The sequence below is a fragment of the Streptomyces sp. NRRL S-646 genome, from assembly GCF_000720765.1.
GTDB lineage: Bacteria > Actinomycetota > Actinomycetes > Streptomycetales > Streptomycetaceae > Streptomyces.
Genome location: NZ_JODC01000003.1, coordinates 668164 through 684163 on the forward strand (window position 1 = coordinate 668164; position 16000 = coordinate 684163).

The 16000-nt window shown below is 71.3% G+C and carries 14 protein-coding genes and 1 riboswitch; of the genes, 7 read left to right on the forward strand and 7 right to left on the reverse strand.

Features of this window, described 5'->3' with window-relative positions; all coding sequences use genetic code 11:
• Positions 1-28: 28 nt before the first annotated feature.
• Complete coding sequence (pcrA, locus tag IH68_RS0107460; RefSeq protein ID WP_030930239.1) at positions 29-2515, reverse strand: DNA helicase PcrA; 2487 nt, start codon at positions 2513-2515, stop codon at positions 29-31.
• A gap of 440 nt (positions 2516-2955) precedes the next feature.
• Positions 2956-3127: riboswitch (cyclic di-AMP (ydaO/yuaA leader) on the forward strand.
• A gap of 8 nt (positions 3128-3135) precedes the next feature.
• Between pcrA and IH68_RS0107465 the strand changes: the two genes are divergently transcribed.
• Both IH68_RS0107465 and IH68_RS0107470 read left to right on the forward strand, forming a co-directional pair.
• Entirely contained in the window at positions 3136-4290 is a 1155-nt protein-coding gene (locus IH68_RS0107465) for a C40 family peptidase (RefSeq protein WP_030930242.1), read from the forward strand.
• 100 nt (positions 4291-4390) lie between these two features.
• Positions 4391-5365: a tellurite resistance/C4-dicarboxylate transporter family protein gene (locus tag IH68_RS0107470; protein ID WP_030930247.1), complete on the forward strand. Its 975-nt coding sequence runs from the start codon at positions 4391-4393 to the stop codon at positions 5363-5365.
• Here the strand turns inward: IH68_RS0107470 and IH68_RS0107475 are convergent.
• The gene (locus IH68_RS0107475) at positions 5343-5696 is read right to left on the reverse strand and encodes a hypothetical protein (RefSeq protein ID WP_030930250.1); all 354 of its coding nucleotides are present in this window, start codon (positions 5694-5696) and stop codon (positions 5343-5345) included. The two genes, IH68_RS0107470 and IH68_RS0107475, sit on opposite strands and share 23 nt — an antisense overlap.
• A gap of 413 nt (positions 5697-6109) precedes the next feature.
• Between IH68_RS0107475 and IH68_RS0107480 the strand changes: the two genes are divergently transcribed.
• Positions 6110-7171 (forward strand): C40 family peptidase, encoded by a 1062-nt coding sequence (locus tag IH68_RS0107480; RefSeq protein ID WP_030930253.1) that lies wholly within the window; start codon positions 6110-6112, stop codon positions 7169-7171.
• 16 nt (positions 7172-7187) lie between these two features.
• On the opposite strand, the gene IH68_RS0107485 is transcribed toward IH68_RS0107480, so the two are convergent.
• A complete protein-coding gene (locus IH68_RS0107485) occupies positions 7188-7913 on the reverse strand; it encodes a LuxR C-terminal-related transcriptional regulator (RefSeq protein ID WP_030930256.1) in 726 nt (241 codons plus the stop codon).
• Positions 7913-9202, reverse strand: a complete 1290-nt coding sequence (locus tag IH68_RS0107490; RefSeq protein WP_037884649.1) for an ATP-binding protein — start codon at positions 9200-9202, stop codon at positions 7913-7915. Before IH68_RS0107490 ends, IH68_RS0107485 begins: the two co-directional genes overlap by 1 nt.
• Before the next feature lie 179 nt (positions 9203-9381).
• On the opposite strand from IH68_RS0107490, the gene IH68_RS0107495 reads away from it, so the two are divergent.
• Both IH68_RS0107495 and IH68_RS0107500 read left to right on the forward strand, forming a co-directional pair.
• Positions 9382-10833, forward strand: coding sequence for a PspC domain-containing protein (locus IH68_RS0107495; RefSeq protein ID WP_030930262.1), 1452 nt, complete (start codon positions 9382-9384; stop codon positions 10831-10833).
• Entirely contained in the window at positions 10820-11068 is a 249-nt protein-coding gene (locus IH68_RS0107500) for a hypothetical protein (protein ID WP_030930265.1), read from the forward strand. The genes IH68_RS0107495 and IH68_RS0107500 overlap by 14 nt, the downstream gene beginning before the upstream one ends.
• Positions 11069-11397: 329 nt before the next feature.
• On the opposite strand, the gene IH68_RS0107505 is transcribed toward IH68_RS0107500, so the two are convergent.
• Positions 11398-11928, reverse strand: coding sequence for a DoxX family protein (locus tag IH68_RS0107505; protein ID WP_030930268.1), 531 nt, complete (start codon positions 11926-11928; stop codon positions 11398-11400).
• Between the two features lie 125 nt (positions 11929-12053).
• Entirely contained in the window at positions 12054-13337 is a 1284-nt protein-coding gene (locus tag IH68_RS0107510) for a hypothetical protein (protein ID WP_030930271.1), read from the reverse strand.
• Positions 13338-13476: 139 nt separating this feature from the next.
• On the opposite strand from IH68_RS0107510, the gene IH68_RS0107515 reads away from it, so the two are divergent.
• On the forward strand, positions 13477-14361 hold the full coding sequence (locus tag IH68_RS0107515; protein ID WP_030930274.1) for a DUF4429 domain-containing protein: 885 nt from the start codon (positions 13477-13479) through the stop codon (positions 14359-14361).
• Between the two features lie 171 nt (positions 14362-14532).
• Here IH68_RS0107515 and IH68_RS0107520 read toward each other — a convergent pair whose 3' ends face one another.
• Positions 14533-15342, reverse strand: coding sequence for a class II aldolase/adducin family protein (locus tag IH68_RS0107520; RefSeq protein WP_030930277.1), 810 nt, complete (start codon positions 15340-15342; stop codon positions 14533-14535).
• A gap of 176 nt (positions 15343-15518) precedes the next feature.
• Between IH68_RS0107520 and IH68_RS0107525 the strand changes: the two genes are divergently transcribed.
• Positions 15519-15992 (forward strand): pyridoxamine 5'-phosphate oxidase family protein, encoded by a 474-nt coding sequence (locus IH68_RS0107525; RefSeq protein ID WP_030930279.1) that lies wholly within the window; start codon positions 15519-15521, stop codon positions 15990-15992.
• Positions 15993-16000 lie beyond the last annotated feature (8 nt).

The following is a 16000-nucleotide window of genomic DNA, read 5'->3' on the forward strand; positions in this document are numbered from 1 at the left end:
CGCCGGACGGGCTGTAGGTCGCGGCCAGTTACAACTTCTCCACCGGTGCATACCGCAGAAGCAGCCGCTTCGGCTTGGCCTCGCCGAAGTCGATCGTCGCCTCGGCGTTGCCGCCCGTGCCCTTCACGGCCACGACCGTGCCGAGTCCGAACTGGTCGTGTGTGACCCGGTCGCCGACGGCCAGCGAGACCACCGGCTTCTCGGAGGCGCGGCTCGTGGCGAAACCGGACGCGCCCGAGGCCGACGATCGTGACCGGGAGGACGACAGGGAGGCCGCCACGCCCGACGCCGGTCCGGAGGAGACCGGGGCAGTGGCGCCCGTCCGCTTCCAGTCGACGTGCTGTGCCGGGATCTCCTCCAGGAACCGGGAGGGCGGGTTGTACGAGGGCTGCCCCCACGCGCTGCGCAGCGACGACCGTGTCAGATACAGCCGCTCACGCGCGCGTGTGATGCCGACGTACGCGAGCCGCCGCTCCTCCTCCAGCTCCTTGGTCTGGCCGAGGGCGCGCATGTGCGGGAAGACGCCGTCCTCCATGCCGGTGAGGAAGACCACGGGGAACTCGAGGCCCTTGGCGGTGTGCAGGGTCATCAGGGTGATGACTCCGGAACCGTCGTCCTCCTCGTCCGGGATCTGGTCGGAGTCGGCGACCAGCGCGACCCGCTCCAGGAAGGCGGCGAGAGAGCCGGGCTCCTCGCCCTCGCCGGACTCCTGCTCGAACTCCAGGGCCACGGCGGCGAGTTCCTGCAGGTTCTCGATGCGGGTCTCGTCCTGTGGGTCGGTGGAGGCCTGCAACTCGGCCAGGTAGCCGGTGCGTTCGAGGATCGCCTCCAGGACGGTCGCCGGGCCCGCGCCGGACTCGACGATCGTCCGGAGGTCCTCCATCAGCGTGTTGAACCGCTTGACGGCGTTGGCCGAGCGCGCGGCCATGCCGTATGCCTCGTCGACGCGGCGCAGCGCCTGCGGGAAGCTGATCTTCTCCCGCTGGGCGAGCGCGTCGATCATCGCCTCCGCGCGGTCGCCGATGCCGCGCTTGGGGACGTTCAGGATCCGGCGCAGCGGCACCGAGTCCTCGGGGTTGGCCAGCACCCGCAGGTAGGCCAGGACGTCCCGGACCTCCTTGCGCTCGTAGAAGCGGACACCGCCGACGACCTTGTAGGGCAGGCCGACGCGGATGAAGACTTCTTCGAAGACACGGGACTGGGCGTTGGTGCGGTAGAAGACGGCGACGTCCGAGGCCTTCGTCTCGCCGGCGTCCGTGAGACGGTCTATCTCGTCGGCGACGAACTGCGCCTCGTCGTGCTCGGTGTCGGCGACGTAGCCGGTGATGCGCGCGCCCGCGCCCGCGTTCGTCCACAGGTTCTTGGGGCGGCGGGACTCGTTGCGCTCGATGACCGCGTTCGCCGCGCTCAGGATGGTCTGCGTGGAGCGGTAGTTCTGCTCCAGCAGGATCGTCGTCGCGTCGGGGTAGTCCTCCTCGAACTGGAGGATGTTGCGGATCGTCGCGCCGCGGAAGGCGTAGATCGACTGGTCGGCGTCGCCCACGACGCACAGTTCGGCGGGCTGGAGGTCGTACTCGTTCGGCGGTACGTCCTCGTCGTGAGCGCCGGTGCCGACGAGTTCCCGTACGAGCGCGTACTGGGCGTGGTTGGTGTCCTGGTACTCGTCGACCAGGACGTGCCGGAAGCGGCGGCGGTAGTGCTCGGCGACGTCCGGGAAGGCGCGCAGCAGGTTGACCGTCGTCATGATCAGGTCGTCGAAGTCGAGGGCGTTGGCCTCGCGCAGCCGCGACTGGTACATGGCGTACGCCTGGGCGAGGGTCTTCTCGAAGCCGTCGGCGGCCTGGGCGGCGAAGTCCTCCTCGTCGATCAGCTCGTTCTTCAGGTTCGAGATCTTGGCGCTGAAGGACTTCGGCGGGTAGCGCTTGGGGTCGAGGTCCAGATCGCGGCAGACCAGGGCCATCAGGCGCTTGCTGTCGGCTGCGTCGTAGATCGAGAAGGAGGAGGTGAAGCCGAGCTTCTTCGACTCCCTCCGCAGGATGCGGACGCACGCGCTGTGGAAGGTCATCACCCACATCGCGTTCGCGCGCGGGCCGACGAGCTGCTCGACGCGCTCCTTCATCTCGCCCGCGGCCTTGTTGGTGAAGGTGATCGCGAGGACCTGGCCAGGATGCACGTTCCGCTCGCCCAGGAGGTAGGCGATGCGGTGGGTGAGCACGCGGGTCTTGCCTGAGCCGGCGCCGGCCACGATGAGCAGGGGCGTGCCGGAGTGGACGACGGCCGCGCGCTGGTTCTCGTTCAGCCCGTCCAGGAGCGCGGCCGGGTCGATCGCCGGGCGGGGGGCGCCGTTGCGGTAGTAGGCCTCCCTGTCCGGTGGCACGTCGAACTTCCCGCCGAACAGATCGTCCGGAACCGGCTCCGGTCCGTGATCGTCCTCGGGCGGCGGCGGAGGTTCCTCCTCGTGCCCGCGGGGGGCCTGGAGGTTCGCCAGGAAGCTGTCGTCAAAGAGGCTGCTCATCGCTCTCCGAGTCTAGGGTGCCCCACTGACAGCCCGCCGCCGCCCTGAGAACATCGCCGGAATCCTCAGGCTCCCACGGGCCTCCCCGACCCTCAGAACCCCTGAATCTTCCAGATCTGGCGGCCAGACCTCCCCTTACCCTCCACGACCGTGCGGTCACGGTCCGCAACTGAGAGCCAGTCCGAGGCGTGGACCTAGGCACTTCTTGCCGCCGCGGCCGGCTGGAGGTTATCCGCCGGAAGCGGACGGATGACGCCACTCCGTTCAAAATATGCACGAGTCACCGCAGATCATTCCGGATTGACGGCTGTGCGCGACCTCCTGACCGAAGGTCACGAAAATGTATCGGGCATATCGAACATCAACCTTCACAGGGGCCACACGAGTTGGCTACCGTTCCGGCAGGCCGCACGACCCCCACCGGCGAACGTCGCCGGGCCGCGCGGCCTCCGCCGAGTCCGGGGCGCCGCCGCGCATCCGGAGCCGGGGACCCACACCGACCTTGGGGTGAATCGGTCCCACTCCCTCCAGGGACACGGACCGTAGGGCAACCCTTCCGAACCACCCGCCCGAACCCGACAGCTAACTCGGTAGGCGGAGCATGGAAGGAGTCGCCTCCCTTGGCGTCGCACCGCAAGTCGCGCCCCGCGGGTACGCGCGTAGCAGGCATACGCACCCCCGCCCTCGCCACGGCCGCCCTCACCTCGGTGGCCCTGCTGTCCCAGTCGGCGAACGCCGCCCCCGCCGCCGACGGCAAGCCCAGCCTCGAAGAGGTCGAGAAGAAGGTCGACGACCTCTACCGCCAGGCGGAGTCGGCCACCGAGAAGTACAACGCGGCCAAAGAGAAGACCACGAAGCAGCGCAAGAACGTCGACACCCTCCTCGACGACGTCGCCAAGCGCACGCAGAAGCTCAACGAAGAGCGGGAACAGCTCGGTTCCTTCGCCGCGGCCCAGTACCGGACCGGAGCCTCCGCACCCGACACGGCGACCTTCCTGCTCGCCGACTCCCCGCAGGACTACTTCGACCAGACGCAGCTGATGGGACGGCTGACCTCCCGCCAGAAGAGCGCGGTCGACGACTACTTCACCGAGCAGTCCGCGACGATGAAGAAGCGCCAGGAGGCCTCCAAGAGCCTCGAGACGCTCACCACGACACAGAGCGACCTGCAGACCGCCAAGTCAACGGTGCAGAAGAAGCTCTCCGACGCGCGCGAGCTGCTGTCGAAGCTGACCGCCGAGGAGAAGGCGCGCCTCGCGGCGATCCAGAAGCAGAAGGAGGCGGAGGCCGCGCGCAAGGCCGCGGAGCTGGCGAAGCAGCAGGCGGCGGAGGAGAAGGCCAAGGAAGAGGCCGCGGCCCAGGACAGCGGCTCCTCCTCGGGCTCGGGATCCACCTCCACCAGCGACTCCTCGTACGCCACCAAGGCCGAGAAGGCGCTCGCCTTCGCTCGCGCGCAGATCGGCAAGCCGTATGTCTGGGGCGCCACCGGCCCCGACTCCTACGACTGCTCCGGCCTCACCCAGGCGGCCTGGAAGGCCGCGGGCGTCACCCTCCCGCGCACCACTTACGACCAGGTCAACGCCGGCACCACGGTTTCGCTGACGGACGCCCAGCCCGGCGACCTGATCTTCTTCTACGACGACATCAGCCACGTCGGCCTCTACATCGGCAACGGCATGATGATCCACGCCCCGAAGCCCGGCGCATACGTCCGCGAGGAGTCGGTCTACTACGGCGGCGAATCGATCATCCACAGTGTGGTGCGGCCTACCTGAGGCACCCGGGGAGCAGTGCACGCGCGCGTGCGGAGCAGTTTGTGATGCACGCGCGCGTGGCCCGTCCTGAACCCGCGCCCCACTCCTTAGCATCGGCCTCATGTCCGGCCCTACCTCTCTCCACCCCTGGTGGGCGCAGCGTTCGCCGGCGGCCGGGGCCGCCGTGATGGCGACCGGCATTGTGTCGGTCGGGCTGCACATGACGGCGTACGAGGTGCTGTCGCGGGTCGTCCTGGGCCTGGCCTGTGTCGCCTGGGTGGTGCTCGCGGCGGGCTTCGGCGTCCGTCTGGTGCGGGATCCGGGGCGGTGGCGGGCGGAGGCGGGGACGCCGGGGGCACTGGCCGCCGTGGCGGCGACCGCCGTGCTCGGGACCCGTTTCTCCGCCCTCGGACGGCAGACCCTCGCCGAGGCGCTGCTCGCGATGGCAGCTGCGTTGTGGCCGCTGCTGCTGGTGCAGGTCGCACGGCACTGGCGGCGTCCCATGCCGGGCACGGTGTTCCTGTGCTGCGTGGCCACGCAGGGGCTGGCGGTGCTCGGTGCCACGCTGGCCGGGGCCGAGGCGACGGCATGGCTCGCGCACGCGGCGCTCGTGCTGTTCTGGCTCGGGCTCGTCCTCTACGGCTGTGCCCTGGCCCTCTTCGACCTGCGACAGGTGGCGGAAGGGCCGGGCGACCAGTGGGTGGCGGGCGGCGCGCTCGCCATCTCCGCGCTCGCAGGCTCGAAGCTCGTCGCGGCGGACAGCGCGCGCCTGTACCTGTGGAACGACGACGCCCGCGGCGTCCTGCGTGCCGTCACCCTGGCGCTGCTCGTGCTCGACCTGGCCTGGTACGCCGTGCTGCTCGTCGCCGAGGCGGTCCGGCCGCGGCACGGCTACGACGTGCGGCGCTGGTCGACCGTTTTCGCGCTGGGGATGACGGCGGCGGCCGTACTGTCCGTCGCCGCCGCCCTCGACGCCCCGCGGCTCAAGGGACCCGGCGAGGTGCTGCTGTGGATCGCGGTGGCGGCGTGGCTGGCCGTCGCCGCGGGAGCCGTCGCCGCGGCCCGCGCCGGCGTCAGGTCCACAGCACCGCGATGAAGATGTTCGCCGTGGTGAGCAGGCCCACCAGCCCGAACAGGCGCTTGTCGATCTTCTCGTCGTCCCGCTTCACATAGACGAGGCCGAGGATCACGATCAGCAGGGCCAGCTTCAAGCCGATCTTGATGTTGTTGACGTGATGGTCGTCGGCCTGGTTGAGGCCGACCAGGATCGCGCCGGTGACCAGCATCGTCAGCGCACCGTGCAGCATCGCCGGGACGAAGCGGGCCTCGCCGCGGCCCATCGCCTTCATCTGTGTGAAGAAGCCGCCGAGGAGTGCGGCGATGCCGATGATGTGCAGGCCGACGAAGAGATGGATGAGTACGTCCATGAGGCCGGAGCTTAAACAGAGGCGCATGGGGCGCCGGACACCGCCCCGTCCTTCACAGGTGGACCCTGCATATATGCGGCCCATAGCACTCCGCCAGTCGGCCGTGTCCCGGAACCGCCACATCGGTCAGCGCACTGCGTGAAGTCGACGGCGCAAGTCCTGGATCACGGCCGCATACGGTCACCCGGCGATCCGCCGGGGGCACTTCCGCACATCCCGTCACCGAGCCGGCACGCACAGGTTTAGCGTCCTCCACCAGGTGACCGGCTCCCCACCACCGCCCGGGCCAGGGGCGGCAGCCGGCCACCACCGCCGAGAAGGTCCGGCGGTGGCCCGCTCCCCCTGTGCGGGCCGCCGCCGGACGCGTAAGCCGCCCCGCAGCGGGCGGTCGTACGAAAGGACGGGCAGTCCACGTGGCAGCGCACCGCAGGCCCAGTCGGCGCTCGCTCAACGGCAGTTCGGCCCGGACGGCGTTCACGATCGCCGTGGCGGGCGCGGCCACCGCGACGGGCTTCGACGGGACCGGGCACGCCGAGCCGGACCTGACGCCGACGCAGGTCAAGGCGGAGGTGGACAAGCTGTACCAGGAGGCGGAGGTCGCCACCGAGAAGTACGACGGGGCGAAGGAGCAGGCGGACACCGCCGAGCGGCGGCTGTCGACCCTGCGGGACGAGGCGGCGCGCAAGACGGACAGACTCAACTCCGCGCGGGACGAGCTCAGTTCGATGGCCGCGGCGCAGTACCGGGACGGCGGTCTCGACCCGGCACTGCAACTCGCGCTGTCGGACGACCCCGACCACTATCTCGAGGGGGCCGAGTTCGTCGACCGGGCGGGCACCCGGCAGGCGGCAGCCGTGGCGGGCGTACGGGAACAGCTGCGGGAGATCGAGCAGTTGCGCGGGGCCGCCCGCATCGAGCTGGCCGGGCTCAGGTCGCGACAGGCGGAGCTGAAGCGGGACGAGAGGACGATCACCGGGAAGCTGGATGCGGCGCGGCGGCTGGTGTCCCGGCTGTCGGCCGCCGAGCGCGCTCGGCTCGGGGCCGGCACCGAGCGCGCCTCACGGTCCGCCACGGGCGGCCGGGACGGCCTCGTCTCCCCCGGGGCCCTGACCGACGAGGCGCCCGACTCCCGCGCCGCGGCCGCACTCTCGTATGCGTACTCCAAGCTCGGCAGCCCCTATGTGTGGGGCGCGACCGGCCCGGACGCCTTCGACTGCTCGGGCCTCGTCCAGGCCGCCTACCGCTCCGCGGGCATCTCCCTGCCCCGCACGACCTACGCCCAGATCGACGCCGGCCGGCGCGTCTCCCGCTCCGAACTGGCCCCGGGCGACCTGGTGTTCTTCTACTCCGGCATCAGCCACGTCGGCATCTACGTCGGCAACGGCATGATGATCCACGCCCCGAACCCATCGGCTCCGGTGCGGATCGCGCCGATCGACGAGATGCCGTTCGCGGGCGCCACACGCGTGGTGTGAGCTCGGGCGGAGGACCTCAGACCAGCCGTCGCGCCGTCGCCCACCGTGTCAGCTCGTGCCGGTTCGACAGCTGCAACTTCCGCAGGACCGCCGAGACATGGGACTCGACCGTCTTCACGGAGATGAACAGCTGCTTGGCGATCTCCTTGTACGCATATCCCCGGGCGATCAGACGCAGCACCTCGCGCTCGCGTTGGGTGAGGCGGTCCAGGTCCTCGTCGACCGGCGGGGCGTCGGTGGAGGCGAAAGCATCCAGGACAAACCCGGCCAGACGCGGAGAGAAGACGGCGTCGCCCTCCTGCACGCGGAAGATGGAGTTGACGAGGTCCGTGCCGGTGATCGTCTTGGTGACGTAGCCGCGTGCGCCGCCCCGGATCACACCGATCACGTCCTCCGCAGCGTCCGACACGGACAGGGCGAGGAAGCGGACCGGCTGCTCTGCGTCGGCCATCAACGCGGCGCAGCGGCGCAGGACTTCGACACCGCCACCGCCCGGCAGGTGGACGTCGAGGAGGACGACCTCCGGTCGGGTCGCGGTGATGACCGTGACCGCCTGGTCGACGTCCGCGGCCTCGCCGACGACCTCGACTCCGGTCTCGTCGGTCCGGCCGATCTCGGCCTGGACGCCCGTACGGAACATACGGTGGTCGTCGACGAGGACCACACGCACGTGCCGCTCGCCCGCGCCTCCGGCGGCCTTCGGCTCCACAGACTCCGCGTTCGCCTCGGTCGGATCGCTCATCACGTCTTCTCCGCCCTCTCCATCTCCAGCTCGACCTCCGTGCCGCCGTCCGGCACCGCGCGCAGCCGCGCCGTACCGCCGTGGCGCTCCATGCGGCCGATGATCGATTCTCTGACGCCCATGCGGTCGGCGGGTATCGAGTCCAGGTCGAAGCCGGGGCCGCGGTCCCGGACCGACACGAAGACGGTCTTCCCCTCGACTTCGGCGTAGACCTGTACGGCGCCGCCCTCGCCACCGTACTTGGCGGCGTTCACCATCGCCTCGCGCGCGGCCTGCATCTGCGCGCCGATCCTCTCGTCGAGCGGGCAGTCGCCGACGATGACGACCTCTATGGGGACGCCGTGCTTGTCCTCCACCTCCGCGGCGTTGCGCCGTACCGCGTCGGCCAGGTCGGTGGGTTCGTCGGCCTCGTCCTTGCCGGTGCCCTCGGGCTTGTAGAGCCAGGTGCGCAGGTCGCGCTCCTGGGCGCGGGCGAGGCGGCGGACCTCGTTCGCGTTCTCCGCGTTGCGCTGGATCAGGGTCAGGGTGTGCAGCACGGAGTCGTGGACATGGGCGGCGACCTCGGCGCGCTCCTGCGCGCGGATGCGCATCAGGCGCTCCTCGGAGAGGTCCTGGGTCATACGGACGAGGTAGGGACCCGCAAGGAGCGTTATCCCGACGAGGACCGCGAGGGCCGCCTGCAGGACGGAGCCGAGGTGGGCGGCGGAGCCCTGGAGCACGAAGATGCCGGAGACGCCTGCGGTGACGAGGAGGACACCGCCTGCCGCGCGCAGCAGGGTGAGCGTGCGCCGGCGGCTGCCGACCTCGACCCAGCGGGCCCGGCGGGCGTTGTCCGCCTGGCGCCAGACCAGGGCGACGCCCGCGCCGACGAGGACGGTGGGCCAGAGATAGGCCTTGGCTCCGCCGCCCACCTTCACATTGCCCACGAAGACCATGGCCACCACGACCATGAGGAGCAGGGCGACGATCTGGCCCTTGTCCGGCTTGCGGGCGACCAGCCTGCGACGGCCGTCCGGAGAGGTCTCGGTACTGACCAGCGAGGGGGGTCTCTGGCCGCCGACGCCACCGACGCCGAGCGGAACGAAGAACCAGAACGCGGCATACAGCAGCGCGCCGAGGCCGTCCGCCATGAACAGGCCGACGAACACGAGCCGCACCCAGATGACCGGCAGCCCGAGATGCCCGGCGAGCCCCCGCGCCACGCCACCGAGCCAGCGTCCGTCGCTGCTGCGGTAGAGCTTGCGCGGCGGCCGCGGTTCGACGAGTGGCGCTGCAGCGGCTTCCGGCATGCCATCGATACTCACACGGTCGGAGGACAGGGGCATCAGGGTCGACCCCCGAGACACCCCTGATCTTCGAACTCGGGCCCGGTCGAACGGTTCCCGGGCGCCGGCTCAGGGGCGATATCAGGGTCCGGCCAGGGTCGTACCGACTCCCGTCGGAGCGGCTCGGCCGTCACCATGGACACATGACAGATCACGAGCGCGCCGCGACGGGTCCGGGACCCGGCTCCGGCCCGCGCCCCGCTCCGGGCGCCGGGCCGCAGGATGCCGCGACCGCCGCGGATGCCGCACCCGCCGCCGGGGCGGGGCCCGGTGCGGGAGCGGGCGCGCAGGAAGAGGGGGGTGCGGGCGCGGAGGCCACCGAGGCTCCCCGCAGGTTCCGCCGCGACCGCCGGTACAAGGTGCTTGCGGGGGTCTGTGCCGGGCTCGGGCGGCAGTGCGACATGGATCCGGTGATCTTCCGGATCACGCTCGCGGTGCTCTCCGCGACCGGCGGCATCGGCCTGCTCTTCTACGGCTTCGCCTGGCTCCTCATCCCGTACGAGGACGAGGAGGAGAACGAGGTCCGCAAACTGCTCACCGGCCGCGTCGACGGCCAGGCGCTGACCGCGGTGATGTTCGCGCTGGTCGGCTGCGGGGTGTTCCTGTCGCTGCTGAAGAACGGCGGGGTGCTGGCCTTCGCCGTCGTCCTCTCCCTCCTCCTCGCGGGCGCCGGGTACTGGTCGCGGCAGCGCGGCGCGCCCGACCCCGACCCGCTGGCCGCGCAGGCCGTCGCCGACGCCCCGCCGGAGGCCCAGGCACCGCCGGTCCCCGCCGCCTACCCCTCCTGGTGGCGCGACCCCATCGTCAAGGACGGCACGCACGTCGGCGGCACCGGCTATCTCTGGGGTCCCCGGGACTCCCGCGACCGGGACATCGCGGCGGCGGTCAACATCAGCCTCGGCACGTCCTGGACCAACCGCGCGGACATCCGCACACCACGCTCCCCGGCGCCCAGACCGCGCGGCCCCCGCTGGATAGGCGGCTGGGTCTTCCTGCTCGCCCTGCTCGCGGGTGGCCTCGGGACGGGGCTGACCTGGGACGACCACGCGCTCGGCACCAGCCTGCAGACAGGTCTGTCCTGTGCGCTCCTGGTCCTCGGTCTGGGCATCGCGGTCAGCGCGTTCCTGGGGCGTACGGGGGCGGGGTCGGTCTTTCTCGCCATCATCACGGCGGCCCTGCTGGCCGGCTCGGCGGCCCTGCCCAAGGACGTCGGCACGCACTGGATACGCACGACCTGGCAGCCGGCCGCGGTGGCGGACGTGCAGGAGAAGTACGACGTCGGCAGTGGCGTCGGCACCCTGGACCTGAGCCGGCTGCACCCGGCCCGGGGGCAGACGGTGAGCACGAGGGCCGACGTCGGCATGGGCCGGCTGAAGGTGATCGTTCCGAAGGACGTGACCGTGAAGCTGGGCATCGACGTGGGGGTGGGCGACATCCAACTGCCGGGCGACAAGCCGGGAGACGTGGACGTGGAGCCGGGCAAGCACAAGGAGTTGACCCTGTCGCCGGTGTCGGGCGGCAAGAACACCGGCACTCTCGACCTCGAGCTCCGGGTCGGTCTCGGACAGGCGGAGGTGAGCCGTGCTGCGTCATGAGTTCCAGCCGGGGCGGCTGGTCGCCGGTGTCTTCCTCGCCCTCGGGGGCGCCATCTACGCCGGTGACGCGGGCGGCCTGTGGGAGACACCATGGTTCGCGGTGATCCCGGTCGTCACGGGCGGCCTATGCCTGGCCGGTGCGGTGGGAGCACTGACCCGGGGCATACGGCGGCGCCGGGCCGTGACCTCCGGAAAGGCGCCGAATGAGGCACAGCTGAATGCACCGGGAACCTGACTCGGGCCCCAGGGGTGGCGGCGGCTCCACGCCGGGAAACATGACCCGGGACAGGGACTGCGCGGCCTCCCCACCCAGCGACGTGTCCGGGCACGCGGGAGGGCCGGCTGCGCGCCAACAGACATGACCCGGGCACGCGGACGGCGCAGCCGTCAGGCCCTAAGACACGACCAGGGGCGGGACGGCGTGCGCTGCACGCCGGGAGGCAGGTCCAGGCAGGCGGGCCGCGCGGCCTCCGCGTCCGGCGACATGACACCGGGCTCCGGAGGCGGCGCGGGCCCAGGTCGTGCCGGAGGGCTGCGCCACCGGTAGCCCCCGCCGATCAGGAGCTACCGGTAGCCTGCCGCCCGTTGCCTGCGCCGTGCGCGGAGTGCGGCGTCCAGGGAGAACGTGGCGGCGCCCGCGAGGACGAGGGGGAGCCAGGCCATCAGGTAGGCGAGGTCGTTGCCGTAGTAGTACGGGTCGGAGGCCCAGCTCACGGTCAGCCACAGGCTGAGGGAGATCAGTGCGCCGCCGAGCGCTGCCAGGCGCGCGAACAGGCCGATCAGGGTGCCGATGCCGACAGCCAACTCCCCCAGGGCGATGGCGTAGCCGAAGCCCACGGGGTTCTTCAGGGCCAGGTCGACCATGGCCGGGATGGCGGAGGAGTCGCGGACGTTGCGCATCATCTCGCCGATGGAGCCGGCCCCGGAGTCCTTCATGAACGCGCTGTTGGTGAGCTTGTCCAGCCCGGCGTAGATGAAGGTGACGCCGAGGAAGACGCGAAGCGGAAGGAGGGCGTATCGGGTGGCGGAGTCGCGCCAGCTCCGGTCGCCGTCGAGGTACGGGGTGTGCGTGTCCGTGCGCATGCCGTGAGTCATCGCTGTCGCCTCTCGCCCGCTGGGCCGGGACCCCTCACCAGACGATACGTACGCAATGGACGGTGCGCTCAATGCGTTCGTACCGATTTCAGCGCCGGCGCCCCGCGCCGCGAGGGGTGTGCCGTTCAGTCCGTCACATCAATCGCGTACCTATTCGTCTCTACCCCCGCTGCCGTGACTACTTGCACCTCGACCCTCCCGGGTTCCACCTCCGCCGGCACGGGCACGGTCAGGGCCGCGTCCGTCGGGTTGCTGAAGCCGCCGGTCACCGGGACGAGGGGCACATGGACGTTCACCGTGCCGATGCGGACCACCATCCGCGTCAGCCGGTCGGCGCCCTGGGCGCCCGGCGGGACGAAGCCCGCGCCGCGGATCTCGATGTCGTCGCCCGTGCGGATGGGGGCGTCGAGGTCGCCGGCCTCCCGGGCGCGCACCACGGAGAGGATCACCGGGCGGCCGCCCTCCGCGTACTTGCCGGCCACATAGGTCGCCGCCGACACGAGCACGACCACCGCGAGACCCCACGGAAGGTCCGGCAGCTGGTCCGGGCGGCGGGCCAGCCGTACCGCGGCGAACAGCACGGCGACGGTGCTGATCACGACGTACTGGATGTCGGCGAAGGTGCCCCGCCCCGAGTCGTCGGTCAGCAGGTCGGCCGCCCGGGGCCGGTCCGCCCGTACCTTCTGCAGCCGCTGGCCGAGGACCCGCAGCCCCACCACGCGCCGCACGAGCACCGCGATGCCGCACACCACGGCGAGGACGGTGACGACACCGGCGCCGCGGGCGAGTGCGAGACCGGAGATCACGGCGTCGCGCTCCGCGTGGTCGGAGGCAGCGGCCAGACGGCCGGCCAGGAGCAGCACGGCGTAGGCGACGAACAGCACCCAGGCCGCCGCCACCGTGCGGGACGTAGACAGGCGGTTGTCCTCGCCGACGACGGGAGCCAGCACGCCGCCGCGCGCACGGTGGAACCAGGACGCGGCGGTCAGCACACCGCCCACGACCACCGCCGCGAGCAGACCCGCCGTGCGTGCCGTCGTCCAGCCCGCCCCGATGGCCGTGAGCGACTGCACCAGCAGCAACAGCACCACCAGCGCCCACACCGCACACACCGTCCGCCGCCACAGCCGGTCCAGCCAGGCCTCGCCCTCGGCGCGGCCGCGTTCGGCGACGAGTTCCGCGGACTGGGTCAGCTCCTCCGAGACCCACTGGCGGGAGGCCGAGGCCGAGTGCGCCACCGCGGCGGGCAGCCCCTGTCCGGCCGCGAAGCCGTCGCGCATCAGCAGGAATTCGGCGACCGCACGCCGGTGCCCCTCGCGCGCCCCACGCAGACAGTCCCCGCAGGTACAGCCGCCCCCATGGACGCCTCCGGGCGCGTCCGCGCCGCCTCTCGCCTCCTGCACCGCCACGCCCGCCGCCCGCCTTCCCCGCAACACCCGTGTGATGACAGCGAATTGTGCCCTACGCCACCCCACCCCCGCCCGGCAGGTCCGGTCAGCCCGGGGTGAAGTGGGGCCGTCGTGTTGACCCGGCTGCGAGAATTTCCCTATGGCCGAGATCATCCAGCGGGACGGGACCTGGGCCTTCGACGGCACCACGGTCAGGATCACGCCGGGTCTCCACCGCTCCGTGCCGCTGTTCCGGCAGACGTACGGGGAGGTCGCGGTGCCCCTCGAAGCCGTAGCGGGCGTGGTCTTCGAACCGGAACGCAAGCGCGGGCGGCTGCGGATACGGCTGCGCGAGGGCGCCGACCCGCTGCTCCAGGCGACCGGCGGGCGGCTGCCGGATCCGGCCGACCCGTACCGGCTGGTGGTGGACGCGGACCGGGCCGGGGTCGCCGAGTACGTCGCCGAGGAGATCCGCCGGGCCCTGCTCCTTGACCAGATCCCCAAGGAGCCGACCAAGGCGTATCTGCTGCCGGGGCCGCCCGTCCCGGTCTCGGTGCGTTCCTCCGACGGAACCGTCTCCTTCGACGGCACCCAGGTGCGCATCGACTGGGCCGACACCTCCGACCGGGTCAAGCGGGCGACCGGGCCGCGGATCATCGCCGTCGGCGACCTCGTGCAGGTCGAGTGGCTGCCCAACTCCGGTTACGAGGACGGCTTCCTGCGCTTCGTGACCCGCGAGACGGTGTTCTCCAAGCTGCCGCCGGAGAAGGACCCGTACGCACTGGACCTGTGGGGCAGCGCCCGCCGCGACCTGCTCACCGCGCTGGTCGCCACCGCGATCACCGCGCGCCTGCCGCATCCGTCCACCCGCAACGGGGGCCAGTACGCGGAGAGACGGCCGCCGACGGCCGCCGTGCCGCCCGCGGCCGACCACCACGACGTACTCCTGCGGCGGCTGCGCGAGTTGGGCGAGCTGCACCGGGAGGGGGTCCTCACGGACGAGGAGTTCGCGATGACCAAGGCGGCGGTACTGCGAGGTTTCTAGCCGAACCGTGAGCTTTGGCTGAAGGGCGGCCAAGCAGAACGGGCGAGGTCCGCCGGCACGCCCTTAAGGGGCGCGGGGCTGTGTCGATATGCGGCTCCGCCGCGTGGGCGCGACCAGCCACGATGGCGCCGCAGACGATAAACGGCACATCGCGGCACGCCAGCGGAGCGCCTAGCTGAGCAGATCCGGCTCGCTGCGGCTGATGTCCTGCCACAGCGGCTGGTAGTTGATCCATGCCACCAGGTCGCCGCCGAGCTGCTCGCGGGTGGCCACCGCCGCCCGGTGGTCGATGAGGAGGGGGCGTCCGGCGGCCTTGGCGGTCAGCTGCACCTGGGCGGAGCGTTCCATGGACACGAACCACCAGGCCGCCGCGTCCACCGAGTCGCCGACGGTCAGCAGCCCGTGGTTGCGCAGCACGAGCGCCTTGCGGGAGCCGAGCGCGGAGGCGATACGGCGGCCCTCCTCGGCGTCGACGGCGACACCGGTGTAGGCGTCGTAGAGGGCGTGGTCCTCGTAGAAGGCGCAGCTCTCCTGGGTGATGGGGTCCAGGAGGTCGCCGAGCGCGGACAGGGCCCTGCCGTGCACCGAGTGGCAGTGGGCGACGGCCACGACGTCCGGACGGGCCGCGTGGACCTGGGCGTGGACGGTGAAGGCGGCCTGGTTGACGTGGTAGCGCCCCTCGATCACCTGCCCGTCCGAGTTGGCGAGCACCAGGTCGCTCACGGTCACGTGCTTGAACGGCATCCCGAACGGGTTGACCCAGAAGCAGTCGCTGTACTCGGGGTCACGCGCGGTGATGTGCCCCGAGACGCCGTCCTCGAAGCCTAGCCGCCCGAAGATCCGCAGCGCGCCCGCGAGCCGTTCCTTGCGATGCCGGCGCTCGTCGTCGAGCGAGTCGTGCATCGGCGGCATCGCGAACCGCAGCCGGTCGCTGGGAAGGGCGGGCGGCGGGGTGGGCCCGGTCCCGGGGGTCCCGTGCATGTGTCCTCCAGCACTGGGTTGCTCTACGGGGCGGAAGTTGCCGTCGGTCAGCCCAGGAGAACAGAGATGTTCTGTAAAGATGACGCGCGCAACCGTTCCGGGGGCGCGCGGACAGCCCTTGGCGCCCCCACGAATACCCGACAGAAGATGTCGGGTATCGGCGTCACACTCGCCGTATGACTGTGAACTGGGCGGCTTTCCTCGCCGCCGAACCGGCTCTGGCCCGGACCGTCGAGGAACGCTTCGGGGCCTTCACCCACCACGTTCTCGCCACCCTCCGCAAGGACGGGTCGCCGCGCACCACCGGCCTCGAGGTCCGCTTCCTCGACGGTGAGCTGTGGCTCGGCATGATGCCGGACTCGCTCAAGGCCCTCGACCTGAACCGCGACCCGCGCTTCGCGCTCCAGGCGAATCCGGGGCCGGGCACCGGGATGGGCGGCGGGGACGTGCGGATCAGCGGGCGCGCGGTCGGCGTCGAGGACGGCGAGGCGAAGGCGGCGTACAGCAAAGAGGTGGAACCGCCGGAGCCGTTCCACCTCTTCCGTACCGAGCTGACCGAGGTCGTGAGGACCTACGTGGAGGACGACAAGTACCTCGTCGTCCAGGTCTGGAAGCCCGGTGAACCCCTGCGCACGATCAAGCGCACCTAGGGCCTGGG